We start from the raw sequence: 19,336 nt of genomic DNA on the forward strand, positions 1-19,336 counted from the left end.
TTCGCCCCCCTCAGCTTCGGAACGTTCAAATTAGCCCGGCAAGGTAACGGTCCGCCCCGCGTTTCGTCAAGGAACCCCCCCTGTGCCAAGCCCTTGGACCGGCACCGAGACGGGCAAGCCCTAAAGCCCCTGCGAATCTCAGATCGACCAGTGCGGGGGGCAATCCACCCGTATCCACATGGCTCCCAGGACGCTTGGTGGATCTCGAGCTGAGGGGGGTTAGAACGGCACCTTGAGGGCCTCGCACAGGAACCCGACATAGGGCTTCGCGCTGCGGAAGGCTGTTGAGACCCGGTCGACGACATCGTCAGCGAATAAGTCGTCATGCGACAGGTTCGTCACGGCGATGTGATCTTTCCGCTTTAGGTCTTCGATCATCGGGTCATCGGCCTCGTAGCCTCGCGGAGGCCGCTTGAGCGTGTCGCCGCCTAGGTCCCAGGCGGTGCGAAACCGTTTACCGTCGCGCACCCGTTTCCACCGCTTTGGCTCCTCGGCAATCGCTGTGCGGATCGCCGCGAGCGGCGTGCTCTCGGGATGCCAGACCCCCGCCCCGAGAAACACCTCGTTCAGATCGATGTGAAAGTAGAAACCCGGGGCATGAACGTCCTTGGCCGATTCGTGGCGGAAGTGGATTCCCACGTTGGTCTTGTAGGGCGTCTTGTCGTTGCCGAAGCGGACGTCCCGGTGAATCCGCATGAGCGAGCCGCCGACCTTCTTAGCCTCAGCCCGAAAGTGGGGCGAGATCGCTGCCAGTGGTTTCGCCATGGCCGCGATGAACCCGAGTGCGGGGATGCGAAGGTCACGCTCGTAGCGATCCTTGTTCGTATCGAACCACCGCTTGTTGTTGTTGCGTGAGAGTTCTTCCAGAAAGTGCGACAGTCCCAGGGGGAAACCGGGGAAATTCGGTGACTTGGCCATCGAGCGCCGGAGTGGTGTATTGGGCCAGGGCAAAGGGAAATGAGCGATCTCCCGAGCGGGAGAGCGGGCTGGTTTCTACCCTACCAAATCCCCGGCAAAGTCACGGGCCAAATGAAAAGCGGCCCGGCTCCCCCACGGGGAACCGGGCCGCTCGAAACTTCCGTCTTGACCATCCGTCTTCCCGCCGTGGTCGCCCTTACAACGGGCGTGATCACAAGCTTGTCGGAAGCGGGTGTTATCGCTCAGTACTCAGACTGACGTTCAGCCTTTGCAACCGCAGTCACCAGCCGGGGCACCGCACTCATCGCAGGCCGGGGCGGGGTCGCAGCAGTCCGTGACGATCCGGCAAGGAACCTGAATCTCCACACAGCGGGGGACGCAGACCTTGACCGTGTAGGCCACCTGACGCGGCACGCACTTGGTGCAGGTCACGGTCTTCGAGCACTGCTGGGCCACGCAGACGTTGTAGCAAACCGTCTTGGTGCGGCACTCAGGGATCATCTTGCAGACCTGGTAGGTGCAAGTCTTGCACTCGGGGACCATCTTGCAAACCTTGTAGCAGCAAGTCTTGGTGCGGCACTCGGGGACCATACGGCAGACCTGGTAGGTGCAAGTCTTGCACTCGGGGACCATCGTGCAAACCTTGTAGCAGCAAGTCTTGGTGCGGCACTCGGGGACCATGCGGCAGACCTGGTAGGTGCAAGTCTTGCACTCGGGGACCATCTTGCAAACCTTGTAGCAGCAAGTCTTGGTGCGGCACTCGGGGACCATGCGGCAGACCTGGTAGGTGCAGCTCTTGCACTCGGGGACCATCGTGCAAACCTTGTAGCAGACCGTACGGGTCCGGGGCTCGCAGACGTACTTCGTGCAGCAGATCTCCTTGGTCTCGCAACGCGGGACCCAAACCTTCTTGCAGCAAACCTTCGGCTCGGTCGTGCACTCAATCTTGCAGCACGAACCCGGGCAGTAGCAGCACGAGCAAGTAGCGGCGTTGTAAACCCACTTGCCCGGGGTGCGGACGGTCTTGTGGTAGGTGCGGCCGGGGATCGTGTACTGCTGAGTCTCCCAGCTGCCGGTATTCACATTGATCGTCTTGGTGTAGGGCACCGCGACGCGGACCGAGTAAGCAACCTCGCGGGTGCGAGTCTCCCACACGGGCTTGTTGACCGTGTAGGTACGGGTCTTGGTCTCGTAGACCGGCTTCATAACGGTGTAGTTGATCTCGCGAGTGCGAGTCTCCCACACGGGCTTGTTGACCGTGTAGGTACGGGTCTTGGTCTCGTAGACCGGCTTCATAACGGTGTAGTTGATCTCGCGGGTGCGAGTCTCCCACACGGGCTTGTTGACCGTGTAGGTACGGGTCTTGGTCTCGTACGACGGCACCATCACCGTGTAGTTGACTTGCTTCTGACGCTGCTCGGTAACGTGCTTGGTGTAGTTGACAACACGCTCAACCGGCACGCGATCGTAGACGGTACGGTAGCGCGTTTCGCAACGCTCTTCCGTAATCATCCGCTTCTCAGTGCGGTAGAGAGTGCGCGAAGCGCCGGACGTGGCCGCGGCTTCGCCGTTGCTGTAGTTGGCCGCACAGTCGCATGCAGCGCCGGCTTGCGAAGTTGCAAGCGCCAACGCCACAGCAGCCATGATCGGCGCGCCAATGAAACACTTCATTGCGGTAATCGCCTCCAGAAAGACAAACGTGTGGGGATAGGGGGTTTGGTCAAGACAGAGTGAATCCGTCCGTACTAAGTTCGGGAGACGCCGCCCTCCTCCCTTAGCTGTTCTGCCTAAAATCCGCTATCAACGAAGTCTTCCGAAGCAGCTGATATTTTCCAATCGTTCGAGTCGCAAGTCGTTTCTTGATGATGGTTTACGGGAAATGGGGCGACTCACACGAATGCAGAATCCCGTCGGCTTGTGCCGGCCGCGCAGGATGTGCCGACGCTGCCTCGCGGACCGATCAATCCACGTGTCGAGATTGTGCCGATCAACGCGGCGTGCGGCCTTTCCGGACCACCCCCAAAGCCAGACTCTTGTGGGGTCCAAATTGCGGCGTTCCGGTCGTTGGCGTAGAGTTCCCCCGACTCGGGAGCACAACGCCCGGAAACACGGCAGCCTTCAACTCTTGGCTTGGCATTGGCGACCGGCACTCCTAACGACGACAGCGCGAAGTCCGAAGGGGCGAAGACCGAGGTCTCTAAGCCCGACGGCCGCGAAGCCCCCAAGGCCGTTGTCAATCGGCTCAGCCTGTACCTGCGCGAGTTGCAGCGACTGGTGCGTGACGAGCAAGAGACCGTCAGCTCGAATCAGCTGGGCCAACTGCTGGGTTTCACCGACGCTCAGGTCCGCAAAGACCTGGCCTATTTCGGCCCTTTCGGCCATCCGGGCGTTGGGTATCGGTGCGTCGAGTTGGTTGCCGCCATCAAGAGCATCTTGGGCACCGATCGGCAGTGGACCGTCGCCCTGGTGGGGGTCGGCAACCTCGGGCGCGCGCTGCTCGGGTATCGCGGCTTTCAATCGCAGGGCTTTCAGATTGTCGCGGCCTTCGACGCCGATATGGCCAAGGTCGGACAGAGCTTGGCCGGTGTTATCGTTCACCCACTGGACCGGCTCGAAGCGGTTGTCCGCGAAAAGGGAGTCACGCTTGGTCTGATAGCCAGCCCCGCTGATGCGGCCCAAGAGATTGCCGATCGGCTCGTCGCCGCAGGCGTTGCCGGCATCCTCAACTTCGCGCCGGTGACGCTGAGCCTGCCTGCGGGGGTAAGTCTCGTGGGGGTCGATCTGGCGACCGAGATGGAGCAACTCACCTACTCGGTGGCCCGGGTTCTGGCCGAGTCGCCAGAGGCGGTTGCCGGCCCCCCCTCGGAGCAACCGGACAGCGAAGAACCGCCAGCCGCATCAGAACGGCCCGAAATCGGCCCGGCCGAGTCCGCTTGGGACGCGGGCGGCTAGCTTCCTACCCCCGCCCCGCTCGCCCCCGTTACCCCTCAGCCGGGCAGACGGTATATTTCTCAAGAAGAACGAGCGGCACGGCTTCGGACCGGTCGATACTTACCGTTTCCGAGTGCCTAGTGCTGCAAGCCGCTGCCGGCAGTCAGTAATTTTGCTGTCGTCGGTGAGTTAGATAACCCCGTAGTGTAATCGGTAACACCAGGGATTTTGATTCCCTTATTCCAGGTTCGAGTCCTGGCGGGGTTGCTTCTCTTGGTCCGTGGTCATTGAGTTTTGGCCCGGGGTCATGAATTCTTAGCCCGGGGTCAATGACCCCGGGCTAATTTGCTTTCCGGGCGGGTTCGCTTCGAGAGCTTTTGCCTCCATACCTCGACTCCGTTCGACGCCCCCGTGTTCGACACCCCCGCCGTTCGTTTCGCCCTGGACACCGTCCGCGAGGCTGCGCTGCTCACCCGCCGCGTCCAAAGCCAGATGGTGACCGACGCGCTCACCAAGGGAGACAAGTCGCCCGTCACCGTGGGCGACTTCGCCGCTCAGGCGCTCGTTGCTCAGCGGTTGCAAGCCGCCGCCGCCGAGGGCGATTTCTGCCCGGTGCTCGTCGGCGAAGAGTCGGCTGCCGGCCTGCGTGAGCCTTCCGGCGAACAGACGCTTCAACAGGTTGTGCACTTCGTTCGCTCGTGCTGGACCACAGCCACGCCTGAGTCGGTCTGCGCCGCCATCGACCGCGGCACCGCCGAACCGGCCGAAGCCTATTGGACGCTCGATCCGATCGACGGCACCAAGGGCTTTCTGCGCGGCGATCAGTACGCCGTTGCGCTGGCCCTGGTTGTTAACGGCCGCGTCGAGATCGGCGTCTTGGGCTGCCCCGAACTTGTCGCGGCGCAAAGGCCCGAACGTGGCGGGCCGGGCTCGCTCCTCGTTGCCGTGCGTGATCGGGGAGTGTTTGTTCAACCACTGAACGAAGCGACCGCCGCGTGGCAGCGACTCACCGTTTCTTCCTTAGCCGATCCGGCGGCAATGCGCGTGCTGCGCTCGGTCGAGAAGGGGCACACCAACCTGGGGGCCATCGATCACCTGGCGACGGCGCTGGGCATCACCGCGGCACCGGTGGGAATGGATAGCCAAGCCAAGTACGCGGTTCTTGCCGCGGGGGGCGGAGAAATGCTTGTTCGGCTGCTCTCGACCGATCGTCCCGACTACCGCGAGAAGGTGTGGGACCAGGCTGCCGGCGCGATCGTCGTGGAAGAAGCCGGTGGCCGCATCACGGACCTAGACGGCAAGCCGCTCGACTTTTCACAGGGCCGCACGCTTGCCGCCAATCGGGGCGTGCTCGCCACGAACGGCGTGCTGCACGAGGCGGCCCTCCGCGCTGTGCACGCCATCGGTGCTTGAAGCGCGACGCAGCGTACGCGGAACGAACTCTTCCCCCGCCGCAGCGTATAAGATCCTGCCCGCCGCGAGGCACCTCAGCACCTCAGCGCCTCGCCCCCTCTTGCCCCTCCTGCTTGGCTCAAGGCTCCGTCATGCTGTCCCTGCGCGCCGCCGCGGATCGCGGCCACGCCAACCACGGTTGGCTCGATAGTCATCACACGTTTTCGTTTGCCGACTACTACGATCCAGAGCAGCTTGGTTATCGCGCGCTGCGAGTGATCAACGATGACCGCGTTGCGCCGGGGCAAGGCTTCGGGTCGCATCCGCATCGCGACATGGAGATTCTCTCCTATGTGCTCGAAGGACAGCTCGAACACCGCGATAGCCTTGGCAACGGTGCGGTGATTGGTCCCGGCCAGTGGCAGCACATTAGCGCCGGCGCTGGCGTGACGCATAGCGAGTTCAATCCCTCGCCGACTGAACCGGTCCACTTCTATCAGATCTGGATCAAACCGCGCGCAAAGGGGCTGACGCCGCGGTACGCCGAACTCGACTCGAATCTGTTGGCGGACGCCCGACGGAATCTTGGAGGAGGTTTTGCGCTGGTGGCTTCCCCCGACGGTGCCGAGGGGTCGCTCCCCCTCGAGCAAGACGCCCACGTCTGGCTCGCCCGGCTTGAGCCATCGCAAACGGCAGAAGCCTCGCTTGGCCGAGGTCGAGGCGCTTGGCTACAGGTGCTGCGCGGCGACATCCGCATAGAGGCGGGCGAGGGTGCCGACCACGAGGAGCTTACCGCCACAGAGGGCGATGGCGTGACTGCCGAAGAGGTCGCCAAGCTCCGCATAACGGCCCTCAGTGCCGGTGCTGAGGTTATGCTCTTCGACCTGCCGTGACCCTCCAGAGGAGTTTAGGCGGTTATTTGCCCTGAGGGCTCCCCGACCTTGCAGGGGCGTCCGGGGGGCGTAATACTACGTGACCGTTCGCCGCCCCCGAGCCCTTCGGTTCGGGGACGGTGAGCGGCTTTGAGCACCCCTAGCTCAACTGGATAGAGCATCGGACTACGAATCCGAAGGTTAGAGGTTCGAATCCTCTGGGGTGTACTTGCCGCTGCCCCCTGTGGCGGCCCGCGCCATGCTGGTGGCGGTTTTCTTTGCCGCAACTCTTTGCGGCACCTTGCTTTGGGTCCTCTTGAGGGGCTTTGGGTCCTCTTTTAGAGGTTCCGCCCGGGGAGGCACGCCCGACCCGCGAGCCAATTGGAACCAACTTGCCGTGCCGACGACCCAGCGCATCACCTCGCCGCAGGCAGCCGCTGAGATCCTGCGCAGCGGCGGGCTCGTGGCGTTCCCGACCGAGACCGTGTTCGGCTTGGGTGCCGACGCCACGAACCCGGCGGCCGTCGAGCGGCTTTTTGAGGCCAAGGGGCGCCCGGGCGATAACCCGTTGATCGTTCACGTGCCGACGGTCCAGCACTGGTCGCTCGCGGCCAGCGAATTGACCCCCTCGGCCAAAGCCCTGCTGGCGGCGTTTGCGCCGGGGCCGTTGACCGTGGTGCTCCCCAAACGGCCCGAGGTCAGCCCACGCGTCACCGCCGGGCTCACGACCGTTGGCGTACGAGTTCCCCATCATCCGGTTGCCGCGGAGATTCTCCGGCTCGCTGGCGCTCCGATCGCGGCCCCGTCGGCCAATCGCTCAGGACGCCCCAGCGGCACGACCTGGAGAGCGGTGCTGGAGGATCTCGACGGACTTGTGGACGCGGTCTACTGCGAAGACGGTGTCCCGATTGGCATCGAATCGACCGTGGTGGATTGCTGTGGCCCGGTGCCGATTGTCCTGCGTCTCGGCGCAATCACGATCGAGCAGATCCGCACGATCGAGCCCGAGGCTCACGTGCAGGCGACGTTTGCCGCGCGCGGTGACGTGCCCGTCGCATCGCCAGGGCTGCGTCATCCGCACTATCAGCCGCGCGCCTCGGTGAGGCTTTTCACGACCGCTGCCGAGTTAGCGTTGCCGACGGACGAGCGTCTTGCGTATTGTGGGCTTGAGCCGCTGCCAGGGCGGATCGATGCAGCGCTAGAGAAAGTCTTTCCGTCGCTCGAAGCGTACGCCGCCGGCTTCTACGAATTCTTGCGCGAGGCGGATCGCCAAGCTGCGACGCTGATCCTTGTGCAGCGGGCACCCAGCGAAGGCATCGGTGCAGCGCTGCAAGATCGGCAGCGTCGCGCTGCCGGAAAATGAGCGTTGCCTAAGCGTCGATCTTTATGGCCAGCTCTTTGAGCTGCTTTGTATCGACCGTGCCGGGAGCTTCGGTCATCAGGTCGGTGGCCTTTTGCGTTTTGGGGAACGCGATCACGTCGCGGATGTTGTCGAAGCCGCCGAACAGCATCACAAACCGATCCAGGCCTAGCGCGATGCCGCCGTGCGGCGGGGCACCGTAGGCGAGCGCTTCGAGCAAGAAGCCAAAGCGGTCCGCGGCGGTTTCTTCGTCGATCCCCAGCAGCGTGAAGACCTTGGATTGCACGGCGGGGTCGTGGATCCGGATGGTGCCGCCCCCCGCTTCGTAACCGTTGATGATCAGGTCGTACGCCTTCGCACGGCACTTCGCGGGGTCTTCGTCCAGGTGGGCGACGCTGTCGTCCAGCGGGGCGGTGAAGGGGTGGTGCATTGCCGACCACTTACCGACCGCCTGCGGGTTGTCGGAGTCCTCGGTCCGCTCGAACATGGGGAACTGCACGACCCACGAGAAGTTCATCTCCTTGGGATCGTAGAGCTTCATCTCTTCGCCGATCTTCTTGCGGAGATTGTGCAGAAGCTTGCAAGTGGCGAGCCACTTGTCGGCCGAAAAGAGCACCAGGTCGCCCGGCTTGGCACCGAGCCGCTTGCCCATCTCGGCACGAAGTTCGTCCGAGAAGTACTTGGCGATATTCGAGTCGAGCACCCCCTTCTCGTCGACGCGGAAGTAGGCCAGCCCCTTTGCGCCGAGGCCTTTGACGAAGTCGGTCAGGGCGTCGATGCCGCGCCGGCTGTAGTGCTCGCTGCCGCCGGGGACGCAGATCGCGCGGACGTGGCCGCCGGCCTCAACGATGCTCTTGAACACGCCGAACTCGCTCTGGGGTGCCAGGTCGGTCAGATCGACGATCTCCAGTCCGAACCGCAGGTCGGGGGCGTCGTGGCCAAAGCGGCGCATCGCCTCGTCATAGGTCATGCGCGGCAGGGGCAACGGCAGATCGATCCCGAGCAGCTCTTGGGCCAGTTTCTGCACAAGGCCATCGATGACCGTCATGATGTCGTCATCATCAATGAACGCCATCTCCAGGTCGAGCTGGGTGAACTCGGGCTGCCGATCGGCCCGCAGGTCTTCATCGCGGAAGCAGCGGGCGACCTGAACGTAACGGTCGTAGCCCGCGATCATCAGGATCTGCTTATACAGCTGCGGAGACTGGGGCAGGGCGTAGAACTTGCCGTGATGTACCCGCGAAGGAACCAGATAGTCACGCGCGCCCTCGGGGGTGCTGCGGCCGAGGATGGGTGTCTCGACGTCAATAAAGTCAAGGTCGGCGAAGTAGTCACGCATGCCCTTGGTGATGCGATCCCGCAAGAGCATGGCGCGCTGCATCGCCGGCCGACGAAGATCCAGGAATCGATGCTTGAGGCGGAGGTCCTCGTTCGGTGTCTCGGTGACCGACTCGCTGGGCGAGACGGGCGGCACCTTCGACTTGTTGAGCAACTCGAGTTGGGTGACACGAAGCTCGATCTCGCCCGTTTTGTGCTTGAGGTTTGCCATGCCGGTCGGCCGTGGCTGGACATTGCCAGTGACCCGAATGACGTACTCGGCGCGGAGATCCTTCGAGGCGTCGATGATCGCCTGCGGCGTGTCGGGCGGATTGAACACCACCTGGGTGATGCCGTACCGATCGCGCAAGTCGACAAACAGACCGCCGCCGTGGTCGCGGTAGCTATCGACCCATCCGCACAGGGTTGCTTGAGAACCGGCGTCGGTCGAGCGGAGTTCGCCACAGGTGTGGGTGCGGAGCATGTCGATTCGCGATTTGCAGAGGGTCGGGTTGCTTGGGCGGGGGAAGGGCCGACGGCGTCGCCGCGCGGTCCGCGGCCTGCTTTCACACGGGCACCGGCCCTAAACCAAACCGCCGATTGTATTTGCGGCAGGCGGTGCCGAGAAGGTGACCGCTCCGCATGCCGGTGGATCGCGGCGAAAATTAAGCCCCTTGTGGCTCTTTACGCAGCCATTCGCCCAACCGTCGCATCCCCTCAGCGGTTGAAATCGTGGGCTCGTAGCCGAAGTCTCGTGCGGCGGCCTGTTTGTCGAACCAGTGGTCGGTTGCCAACGAGCGGGCGACGAAGCGGGTCATGGCGGGCTCGTTGCGGAAGTCCCTCAGCAGCCAGTGCTTGAATTCCAGCAGGGCCCCCACGGCATACGCCGTCCGGGCGGAGACCTGCTTCTCCACCGGCGGCAGGCTAGCCAGGGCGAGGATCTCGTTGATCCAGTCCCAGCACATGACCGGCTCTGACTGTGCGATGAAGTAAGCCTTGCCGGCATTGCGGGGAGCTGCGCGGGCTAACTCGTCGGCGGCCAGCAGGTGTGACGCGGCGGCGTTCTCGACATAGACCATATCGACCCGATTTTTCCCCTCGCCCACACGGCGGAGTTTATGAGCCCGAGCGCGGGCAATCAGTCGGGCGGTCAGGTGATGGTCGCGCGGTCCCCACACCAGATGGGGCCGCAGCGATGTGGTGCGCAGCATGCCTCCGCCGACGACGGGGGTGCCGTCTTGGGTTAATACGAATTGTTCGGCGAGCGCTTTGCTGTGCGGATAATGGGCGAGCCAGCGGAGCGGATAAGGTGCTTCGCTCCCCACGCCGCGCTGGTCCTCACCAGAAAAAGTGACGCTGGGGCTTGAAGTAAAGACAAGCCGCGTGACGCCTAACTCCTGGCAGGCACCCAGCACGTTTAGGGTTCCCTGCACGTTGGCTTGAAAGTATTCGAACCAGTGCCCCCACATGCCGACCTTGCCGCCGATGTGGAACACGCAGTCGATTCCTTTGCACGCGGCGACCACGGCACCGCGATCGGCCAGATCGCCGCGGACCATCTCCACGCCCAGTGCGGATAGTTCAGGGTACTCGCCGCGCGCAAGACCCCGCACCGTATCGCCCCGGGCGATGAGTTGTTCGCAGACATAGCGGCCCAGGAAGCCGCCAGCGCCGGTGACGAGGTAGGTAGACAATGCCGTTACGGAAAGGGGATCGTGATTGATGAACTATGAAACGCCATGCTATTTAGCCCCGGGTCAATGATCCGGGCCTTCGGTTCATGTCGCGATTGTTACCGCAACTGCTCCGCTGCCCAAATCGCAAGCGCTTCGCGACGGATCTTGGAGTTATGGCGGATATCGGTGGGCAGCAATCGGTGCTCAAGAAAGTGAGGGATCCGCCAGCGGTCGGCGCACTGCGACGCACGAGCGGCGAGTTTTTCACTTAGAGAGGCGTCGCCAAGGTGGCCGGGGGCAGGCTCGTAGACAAGTACTGACTCCGTCTCGCCCTGGGTCGGAACCCCGACTAAAGCCGTCCGCCGCACGCCTGCGACGCCATTGAAGTAGGCTTCGATCTGATCGGCATAGTGCTCGGACGACGCCGTGCGAACGCGTTGCGACTTCCGCCCGCAGTACCAGAAGCGCTGCTGAGCGTCGAAGTAGCCGACATCTCCCAGGCGGTGCCAGATAGCGTCTCCGTCTTTGATTTTTGCTAACTCGTTGTGGGGGGATCGTTGTTGGTCGCTTGCAGACGGGTGCGGTATGGGATTTTGGTACTGCGTGCTTACTTGGGGGCCGCGGACGATGAGTTCGCCGATCTCGCCCCGCGGTAGTTCGTCCGTCTCGTCGATCGTTGTGAGGGGGTCGTCAGAGATGCGGATGATACGCCAGTCGATCGTGTCGAACTTGCGTCCGACGCACACGCCGGCACCCGCGTCGGTCTTGGCGGCGGTTTCGCCAAGAATTTCTTGCGCTTCGATCGTCGCTACGGGCAGCGCCTCGGTGGCCCCATAGGGGGTGTGCATTTGGGCATCGCGATGCACGCAACCGAGCGTCCGGCGTAGAACCCGTGCCGAGACGGGGGCCCCGCACGAAAAAACATTTTTGAGTGTGGGAATCGTAGCGCCGGTTGCTTCGCAGTGACGGCTCAAACGATCCCACACCGCCGGTGAGGCGAACGCCTGCGTGACCTGCCACTGGTTTGCTGCGGCGAGCACCTTATGGGGATCGCACGAGGCCGGCCGGCTGAAGTCCATCTGCGGCAGCACGGTCGTGATACCGCACGCAACGTTGAACAAGCCGAAGAGCGGGAAGCAGGCGAGGTCCACCGCCCCCGGCTGCAATTCGTATTGCCGCTGGATCTCATCGCACTGGGTGACGAACGTTTGGTGCGTGTAGAGCACCCCCTTCGGCGGGCCGGTGCTGCCAGAGGTGAAAACGATCGCGGCGGGGTCTTCGGCCCGCGTTGCGGCGGGGAAGTCTCGATGCGTTGGTAGCAGGTCGGCTCTCTCCCCTAGGCGTCGTACCGATCTGAGCGTCTCGCCGCCCCAGAACCAGCGTCTGCCAACCGTGACGTTCAGTTTCGCGTTGGGAAACTGCTTCCGCTTTAGCACGCGCAGCGCATGACCGAGGGGAATGGCGACAAAGCCATCGGGCTCGGTTGAGGCCAGGCAACGGACAATATTCTCTCGGCCGAGACCCGCATCGACCAGAACCATCGTCGCGCCGGTTCGCAGCAGGGCGAAGACGAGCGTGACAAACTCGACGCCCGGCTTGACGAGCAGAGCGATCCGCTTGCCGGGACCGATGCCGAGCGTCGCCAGACCACAAGCGAGCCGAGTGGCGTCGGTGTCGAGTTCGGCAAAGGTGACCGTGTCGAACCCGCCGTGGCCGTTGGCCGCCGCGACAGCCAGGCTTTGGGGGCGTTGGGCCGCAGCCGTGGCTAAGCGATCGGCGACGTTCGTGCGGTGGATCGGCGGGGCGGGCATTTACCGATTGTGGCGTGGCCACGCTCCGAGGATCAGCCCCGGGTCAGAGAACCGGGGCTGATCCGGCCCATTACCCCTTGTTTCTGGCGGGGGCGGCTTCGCCGTTTTCTGCCGGTTTGCGTCCCTCGTCGGTCTTGGTCTCAACGCCGACGAGCTTCGCCAGGCTGTCGGGCATCTCGATGCCGCCGATGTCACGCAGCACCTGCATCATCGGCGGCAGCGTGCCGGTCATTCCCTGCAGGAAGTCAGCCGTGTTGCTGCGGCCGTTCTTGCCGCTGCCGTTCTCCCAGACGACGACCTTATCAAACTTGATATTGCTGATCGCCTTGGCAGAAGACTCGGCGAGATTGTCCAGATGCTCGAGCATCATAAGCTGGAACGCTTCGCGAGCGCCGCCGCAGGCCTCGACGATTTGCTTGAGACCTTCGCCCTTCTTGGCAAGGATCTCGTACTGTCCGCGGGCCTCGGCCTCGAGCTTGGCGTAAACCGCCCCTGCTTGAGCCTGGGCCTCGAGGCGGATGCGTTCGGCTTCCGCTTCCGCTTGGACGATAAGCCGGGCCTTCTCGGCCTTCGCGACGGCCTCGAACTCGGCCCGCTTCTCGGCCTCGACGCGTTCGGCATCCGCGAGGGCGGCTTTGGCCATCGCGCGGTTCTGGATCTCGATGACCGCGGCCTCGGCTTCGCGCTTGCGGGACTCGCCGCGTTCGTAGGCCTCGGCGCGCTGGACGAGCAGTTCCGCTTGCGACTTCGCGATCCGCGCCTCGGCGATGTTTTCGCCATCCACGGCCGTGGCGTTAGCCTCGGCGATCGCGATCCGCTTCTCGCGCTCGGCGTCTTTGACTTGCACATCGCGCTGGAACTCAGCGGTTTGCTCGCCAACATTCTGCTCCTTGAGCAACTCGGCGATCCGCACGGCCTGAATGCGTTGGGCCTCACGCGTGCCGATCTCGCGCAGCTTGGTGGCGTTGGCGACCTCCACTTCGCGTTCGCGCTCGGCGTCCGCCACGCGGATCTCGCCGCGCTTCTGTTCATCGGCCACGTCGGCGCGAGCGGACTGGATCGCCTGGGCCGCGGCCTTCTGGCCGATGGCGTCGATGTACCCCGATTCGTCCGTGATGTCTGTGATGTTCACGTTGATCAGCACCAGGCCGATCTTCTTAAGCTCGGGCTCGACCGAGTTCTGGATGTGTTGCAAGAAGGCGTCGCGATCGCGATTGATGTCCTCGATCCCCATCGACGCCACAACCTGGCGGAGCTGACCGAAGATGATCTCTTCGGCCTGCTTGCGGATCTCGTCGGTTGTGAGTTCAAGCAATCGGATCGAGGCGTTATTCATCAGTTCCGGCTCGGTGCCGATCGCGACCGTGAACACGCTGGGCACGTTGACACGGATGTTCTCGATCGACAAAGCGCCGCGGAGCGGGATCTCGATCTGAATCGGATCCAGGCTCAGGTAGCGAAACCCTTGCACAAAGGGAAGCACATAGGTGGCACCGCCGTGGATCGTTTTGGCGGTTTGGCCCGTGCCCACAAACATGCCGTACTTCACCAGCACCTGGTTGCTGCTGCAGCGCTTCACCATCGACTTGATGAAGGCGAACAAGAGCCCCATCAACAGGAAGACCGTGATCAGCAGCCCCAGGTACCAAACCACCGCCGGCACCCCGTCGGTTTGCGCCGCCAGAAGCGGCGCGGCGGCATTCAGCGAAAGCATGGAAACCATGACGAGTTCTCCCGAGACGATTGGTTGATTGTGAGTCGCTTAACGGCGGAGCGTCCTTGACTGACGCCCACCTCGCCCCTAAGCGTCAGAAGCAGAGCTGAGTGAAACCCGGACTGTGTCGGCCGTGACGACGTCGGTGACAACGACCCGCGTGCCGGTTGTCAGCCGTAGCTGCTCATCGCTGACCGCCTGATATTCCACCGTGCGGCCCTGAAGCTTCATCTGAACTTTTCCGGCGACCTTTCCCGGACCGATCGGCACATAAACCTGAGCGGGCAAGCCGATTGCGTTTGCGATGTTCGTGTTGCCCGAAGTTTCGAGCTGGAAGACCTGCTTGAAAACCCAGTACACGCTGTACAAAGCGGCGTAGCCAACACCGAGCGCTATCGCTAGCGACACGCCCGGCGACGTCCCCGAAGCGAGCAGCGCTTTACCGGTCAATCCAAAGAAGGTTGCCGCGGCCGAGAGGGTCCGTAGCGAGAGCATCTCTAGGAACCAGAAACCGGTGCTGTCGGTCGTGTGATCGGAGTCGAAGCCCGCGTCGCCGCCGTCGCCCATCATGTCGCCCAGGCTGTCGTCCATTCCGAACCACAGCAGGACCAATTGAAGCAGCAGAACGACACCACCGCCCAGCGCGCTGTACAAGAAAAGTGTTTCGAGCATCGGACCACCGGGGCTTGGGTCGTGCCCAACGCGCCCCACGAATAGGGAGACGCTCGGCATTCGGACAATCATGGCCCGCTAAGGGCAAGCTTGCGGATATTTCGCTCCTGGCCCACGGATCTTGCCAGTTAGGATTGTAATAACCACACCGATTCCGCGGCCGAGGACCCTATCTTGGCGGTTCGGAAGCGCGTTCGTCAAAATAAAATGCGGCATCGGGGCGGCTCGATGCGAGGGGTTGTAGACGGCGGACGTCTCGGCTGGCTACGCTGCCAAGCCACTCTGCCACGGTGTAAGCCTCCCCGACTGCTTGCCCGGTTCTCCCTCAGACACTGATTTTACCGTGACTTCTGGCCGCCCGCATAAGAAGAAGGCCTCGCGCTCTGCCGGCGGCAAACGGCGCGGTGGACCGAATCGCCCGGGCACGGGCAACAAGACCAGCCAAGGGCCCAGCGGGTGGCGTGTAACCTCCACGCCGGAAGGGGCCTTTGCGTTAGTCGCCCCTCCCGACATCGTCGAACGAGAGGACGATATCAACGAAGTCCGTTTGATGATCGAAGCGGAAGAAACCGAGATCGCGGCCGACGAGCTACGCTGGCTGCTCGCGGATTGTCCCGATCATCTGACAGCGCACGCGCTGCTGGGCGAGATCGCCGGCGGCACGGGAGACCTGGTGCTTGCCCGAGCCCACTTCGGCTATGCCTTTGAGATCGGCCTGAAGACGCTCGCAGCGGCCGGTTGCGCGGGGCCGCTGCCGGGTGCCGACCTGCGCAACGGGGCGTGGCACGATGCCGCGCTGGGGTTGGCCTGGGCGCTAGAAAAATTGGGCGAGTCACGCATGGCCGACGATGTCGCGGCCACAACGCTACGGATGGATTCGACCGATCCGGCCGGGGTGCGTGCAATGCTCGACGACTTGCGCAGCGGCGGGCTGCCGATGGTTTCGCTCGGCTAGTGATTATTCGGCTTTGGGTTTATCTGAGAATGGGTAGTACGGACAGTCAGCCGAGAGCAGTCTTGCCGATCCGATCTACGTGGCCCGGCCGATTGTCCGCGGGGGTTGACCCAAGAGGGTGAACGGGAATCTTCGGCGGATAGCAGCCTGAGGGCATGACCCGCTGAGGAATCTACGACCGTGAGCAACACGCGGAGTGCCCGCGCTAAGGCAGCAAGACTTCGCCTAGTTGATACTCCACGGGCAGCGAGACGATGCTCACCGGCGTGCGATAGACCCAGGTCAGCCGTCGCGGATCGCTCGGCGGATCGCCCGCGGCGCTGAGCGCCTCTAGGTCGGACAGATCGAACAGGTAGACCAAGCCGACTTCGTTTGCCGATTGCAGAATGGTCTCAAAGCCGGCGTGCTCGATCCGTGCCCCGTCAGCATCGGTCAGGTACGAAAGATTCTGGAAGACCCAGCCCCGATGCGAGGCGAACGCGTCGCCCGCCTGATCCATCTTGAGCCGCATATGGAGTTCCCAGACAGGCCCGTTCCGCTTGAATCGCTCGAGCGAAACCGTTGCGTCTCCCTGCTGCTGCCGGATCGGTCGATCGGTTGCACCGACCGCTTCAAAGCGGAAGTCTGCCTGACGGCCCGGCACCAGGGCGTCGATCTTGCCGCGCAAACTGGCGATCGCCACGGCGCTGCGTGAAGGCAGAATCAAAGGCAAGGTGATCTCGATCGCTTGTGTGCCGGGCGTTACCTCGACATCGATCGAACGCTCTGGCTGGCGCACCGAGAGCGGAGCGCCCGACTTTGCCACTACCCGAACCTCGTCCATGGGTTGCGAGAGCGCGATCGGTTGCAGCCGCGGCTCCCAAGCGATCTCGATGTCCACATCCAGCGACGCTTCGGTCGGCGTCCGAACGCCGCGTGTCGCCACTACGCGAAGCGTCTCAAACCGAAACGGTCCGCTGTACGCGGCCCTTCCGAAACGATCACTCTGGCTGTCTTCGCGTTGGACAACCGAGAGTTCGGACCCGCCACCGTACGGATAGATGTTGGTCCGAGCGGCGTCCATAATCTTGTCGATTGCCGGCCAGAAAGGTTCATTCTCTAACCGCAGCGTGACCCTGTTCAACATACGGGGAGAATTCCTTCCGCTGCTCTCAGCGAGTTGATTGCCCGTTTGTTCGCCCACCGCGCGGAGTACTTGTGCGAGCGGCATTTTCTCGGCGTTGAGAGTCACGCGGGTTGCTTCCGCGGCGCGCTCTGCCAGGGTCAGCTCCACGCGCCGCCGGATGCGTTGGATGCCCGATCGCACGGAGGGCGGCATCCGGTCATTGGTTGGCGGCAGGGCATTGAGCACGGCCTCGCCCGACCCTGACGGGCCCATCGCGAGTTCGTAGAGGGAGTCTTCGGCCTGGCGACGCTCGGCGGCCCGATCCGCATTGAGCCCTTCCACCAATTCCGCGACCCGATTGCTCAGCGACTCGGACGCGGAGGTTGAGGGTTCGCTGGCAAGGGCGAGCGGCGTCAGAGTGACCGTCACGAGCAAATATGCGCGGGTTGTGCGGTTGGCACGGATCATAGGGGGGGAGCCTTTCGATCAGCGTGGGCGGGACGAAAGCCTCCTGATTCTACCAAAGATGCTCCCCCTACGCGGCGGCGATCGGCGTGCTGAGGACGAGCGACCTAGGCTTTTGCAGTTGAATCTCGCGTTCCGTGCAGGGACGCCCTCCCTGCTCGATCGACGCCGCCGGCATGCTACGCACGCTCCTGCTAACCAGCGCCGCACTCTGCGGCGGGCTCCCGTTTGCCTGCGGTCAGGGCGCGGAATTTATGTTCTCAGCGATCGTCGATGGCGTCGCCTACGAGGGCCGTCCCCTCGCTTGGACCAAAGCGACCGTTGCGCTACTCAATCGCGACGGGCAGCTCCACGAATTCGCCGCTGCCCGTGCGAAAGAAGCGCAGAAGACCGCGGCCAACTTCCAGGGGTACTCGACCGCCGAGATGCGGCAACGCCTCTACAACGAGTTCGGTTCGGACTACGACTACACCTCCACGCAGCACTATGTCGTTGTTCATCCCCGCGGTGGTAAAGAAGTGTGGGCCGAGCGCTTCGAGCAGATGTACCGATCTTTCACGCGGTATTTTCGAGTGCGGGGCTTTGATCCGGCGGCACCTCCGTACCCGCTCGTGGCGGTCGTCTTTCGCAACCGTTCCGAGTACCAGCGGTACGGCAAGGAGTCAAAATCGGGCGCTCCGAGCGGTGCCCTGGGGCACTACGAATCGCTCAGCAACCGCGTCTATCTGTACGATCAGAGCTCGGTCGGCGAAGACCGTTGGGAGGAAACCGCCGCGACCGTGATTCACGAGGCGACGCATCAAACCGCCTACAATGTTGGCGTTCACAACCGCTTTGCCGCGAGCCCCCGCTGGGTAAGTGAAGGGCTGGCAACCATGTTCGAGGCCCGCGGCGTTCACGATAGCCGTAGCTACGATCGGGGCGATGACCGCATCAATCGGGGCCGACTGATGGACTTCCGCGAGGTCGTCCTGCCGACCAAAGCGCTGGGCGATCTGGCCTCGTTTATCGCGTCGGACCAGGCTTTTGAACGAAAACCGATCCCCGCCTACGCGCAGGCCTGGGCGCTAACGTTCTTCCTCAGCGAGACACGCCCCCAAGACTACGCGGCCTATCTGACACGAACGGCCGATCGGCCCCTCTTTGCCGAGTACCCCGCGGCCGAGCGTGTCGCCGACTTCCGCCGTGTTTTCGGCACCGATCTGACTCAGCTAGAAGCGGCGTTTCAAAGCTACTTGGCTGGTTTACGCTGAACCGCTTCGGTGCGGAGCATTCCTGCGTAGCCGACCCCGGAATCACCAAGCGGGGTTCCCCGATGCCGGGGGGTGCCGTTCTTTCCGGCTGTGGCGGTCATCGGTGTCGCCACGTTGAGCACGGCAACAAACGCGAGGCCCAACCGATTCGCGCTGACTTTGTCTCTGCCGATTGGCTTGAGCCTTCCGATAGCTAGCATCAGGCAGGAGAGGAGCTCCTTGCCGGTCGAGGGCAAGTTTGCCGACGACGCCTACCGCGAAGCTCAATACGGAGATCGAGCAGTGGCCCTTTCGTCTGAAGATGGATTGCAAGCAGCGTTCATTCCCTCGGTCGGCAGCGGAAATCGTCCGCGCACCGACTGGTTGGCGCTGTCGGTTGCGATCCTCGCACCGATCTTGATCGTGCATTTCTGTGTGGTTTGCCCCACCACCCAGCAGCTCGCTCAGATGCGCGGACAGGTGGCCACGCTTGAATCGATCGTCCAGCAGTTGCGCGACAAATCGCCCGCCGCGGCAGGGGCAGCGTCGTTGCTGGCCTCGCTGACGCAGCAAGAGGAGCTTGCCGGTCGGGCCGAAGCGACCCTTGCACGGGTGGCGGCGCTCAACGATCGGCTGGCTGCCCAAGCCGTCACGCTGGACCAATCGGCCAAGTCGCTCGATCGCTTGGCCGATGTGCAGAGTCGGATCGACCAGCAGGGACACCTGCTGGAACGCGCCAGCGGCTCGCTCGCAACGCTCGCGGCGTTGCCGGCTGAGATCGAAGACGCGATCGACCGCGCCGGCAGGGCGGCACCCACCGTCGCGAAGATCGATCGCCTTGCCACGCGGCTGTCCGCAGCAGACGAGCTCGCGGGGCAAGCGCTGCTTGATGTCGAGATCGCGCTCGACACCCAAC

At 63.3% G+C, this 19,336-nt stretch carries 16 protein-coding genes and 2 tRNA genes (1 of these 18 running past the window's edge); 9 read left to right on the forward strand and 9 right to left on the reverse strand.

The features are described 5' to 3' along the window. Positions 1-219 precede the first annotated feature (219 nt). Positions 220-918, reverse strand: coding sequence for a DUF2461 domain-containing protein (locus Pla111_RS06155; RefSeq protein ID WP_146572396.1), 699 nt, complete (start codon positions 916-918; stop codon positions 220-222). Positions 919-1,179: 261 nt separating this feature from the next. Beyond that, positions 1,180-2,589: a hypothetical protein gene (locus Pla111_RS06160; RefSeq protein WP_146572398.1), complete on the reverse strand. Its 1,410-nt coding sequence runs from the start codon at positions 2,587-2,589 to the stop codon at positions 1,180-1,182. A 459-nt stretch (positions 2,590-3,048) separates the two neighbouring features. On the opposite strand from Pla111_RS06160, the gene Pla111_RS06165 reads away from it, so the two are divergent. The 6 genes from Pla111_RS06165 to Pla111_RS06190 all read left to right on the forward strand — a co-directional run bounded on the left by Pla111_RS06165 (position 3,049) and on the right by Pla111_RS06190 (position 7,476). Beyond that, positions 3,049-3,870 carry a redox-sensing transcriptional repressor Rex gene (locus tag Pla111_RS06165; protein WP_231930783.1) on the forward strand — a complete coding sequence of 274 codons (822 nt, stop codon included), beginning with the start codon at positions 3,049-3,051 and terminating at the stop codon, positions 3,868-3,870. 174 nt (positions 3,871-4,044) lie between these two features. After that, positions 4,045-4,116: transfer RNA gene (locus Pla111_RS06170), tRNA-Gln, on the forward strand. Positions 4,117-4,260: 144 nt separating this feature from the next. Then, the gene (locus Pla111_RS06175; protein ID WP_146572400.1) at positions 4,261-5,262 is read left to right on the forward strand and encodes a 3'(2'),5'-bisphosphate nucleotidase; all 1,002 of its coding nucleotides are present in this window, start codon (positions 4,261-4,263) and stop codon (positions 5,260-5,262) included. A 131-nt stretch (positions 5,263-5,393) separates the two neighbouring features. Continuing rightward, positions 5,394-6,134: a pirin family protein gene (locus Pla111_RS06180; RefSeq protein WP_146572402.1), complete on the forward strand. Its 741-nt coding sequence runs from the start codon at positions 5,394-5,396 to the stop codon at positions 6,132-6,134. A 133-nt stretch (positions 6,135-6,267) separates the two neighbouring features. Next, a tRNA-Arg gene (locus Pla111_RS06185) sits at positions 6,268-6,341 on the forward strand. Positions 6,342-6,510: 169 nt separating this feature from the next. After that, positions 6,511-7,476, forward strand: a complete 966-nt coding sequence (locus Pla111_RS06190; RefSeq protein ID WP_197524806.1) for an L-threonylcarbamoyladenylate synthase — start codon at positions 6,511-6,513, stop codon at positions 7,474-7,476. Between the two features lie 7 nt (positions 7,477-7,483). Here the strand turns inward: Pla111_RS06190 and aspS are convergent, their stop codons facing one another. The 5 genes from aspS to Pla111_RS06215 form a co-directional block, all read right to left on the reverse strand. Then, entirely contained in the window at positions 7,484-9,274 is a 1,791-nt protein-coding gene (gene aspS / locus Pla111_RS06195; protein ID WP_146572404.1) for an aspartate--tRNA ligase, read from the reverse strand. A 181-nt stretch (positions 9,275-9,455) separates the two neighbouring features. Then, positions 9,456-10,484 carry an NAD-dependent epimerase/dehydratase family protein gene (locus Pla111_RS06200; protein WP_146572406.1) on the reverse strand — a complete coding sequence of 343 codons (1,029 nt, stop codon included), beginning with the start codon at positions 10,482-10,484 and terminating at the stop codon, positions 9,456-9,458. 98 nt (positions 10,485-10,582) lie between these two features. After that, positions 10,583-12,277 (reverse strand): fatty acid CoA ligase family protein, encoded by a 1,695-nt coding sequence (locus tag Pla111_RS06205; protein WP_146572408.1) that lies wholly within the window; start codon positions 12,275-12,277, stop codon positions 10,583-10,585. A 70-nt stretch (positions 12,278-12,347) separates the two neighbouring features. After that, positions 12,348-14,000, reverse strand: coding sequence for a flotillin family protein (locus Pla111_RS06210; RefSeq protein ID WP_231930785.1), 1,653 nt, complete (start codon positions 13,998-14,000; stop codon positions 12,348-12,350). A 78-nt stretch (positions 14,001-14,078) separates the two neighbouring features. Beyond that, entirely contained in the window at positions 14,079-14,663 is a 585-nt protein-coding gene (locus Pla111_RS06215) for a hypothetical protein (RefSeq protein ID WP_146572410.1), read from the reverse strand. Positions 14,664-15,006: 343 nt separating this feature from the next. On the opposite strand from Pla111_RS06215, the gene Pla111_RS06220 reads away from it, so the two are divergent. Further along, entirely contained in the window at positions 15,007-15,618 is a 612-nt protein-coding gene (locus Pla111_RS06220; RefSeq protein ID WP_146572412.1) for a hypothetical protein, read from the forward strand. Positions 15,619-15,823: 205 nt separating this feature from the next. On the opposite strand, the gene Pla111_RS06225 is transcribed toward Pla111_RS06220, so the two are convergent. Next, on the reverse strand, positions 15,824-17,191 hold the full coding sequence (locus Pla111_RS06225; protein ID WP_146572414.1) for a hypothetical protein: 1,368 nt from the start codon (positions 17,189-17,191) through the stop codon (positions 15,824-15,826). Between the two features lie 173 nt (positions 17,192-17,364). Here Pla111_RS06225 and Pla111_RS06230 point away from each other — a divergent pair, with 173 nt between their 5' ends. Further along, on the forward strand, positions 17,365-18,441 hold the full coding sequence (locus Pla111_RS06230) for a DUF1570 domain-containing protein (RefSeq protein ID WP_146572416.1): 1,077 nt from the start codon (positions 17,365-17,367) through the stop codon (positions 18,439-18,441). Here the strand turns inward: Pla111_RS06230 and Pla111_RS06235 are convergent. After that, entirely contained in the window at positions 18,420-18,641 is a 222-nt protein-coding gene (locus Pla111_RS06235; protein WP_146572418.1) for a hypothetical protein, read from the reverse strand. The two genes, Pla111_RS06230 and Pla111_RS06235, sit on opposite strands and share 22 nt — an antisense overlap. Positions 18,642-18,723: 82 nt before the next feature. Between Pla111_RS06235 and Pla111_RS06240 the strand changes: the two genes are divergently transcribed. Next, positions 18,724-19,336, forward strand: partial view of a hypothetical protein gene (locus tag Pla111_RS06240; RefSeq protein ID WP_146572420.1) — the 5' portion only. It continues 500 nt past the right edge of the window; 613 of the gene's 1,113 nt are visible here — the first part of the coding sequence; the start codon lies at positions 18,724-18,726; its stop codon lies beyond the right edge, outside the window.

This window comes from Botrimarina hoheduenensis (assembly GCF_007859815.1).
Taxonomy (GTDB): domain Bacteria; phylum Planctomycetota; class Planctomycetia; order Pirellulales; family Lacipirellulaceae; genus Botrimarina; species Botrimarina hoheduenensis.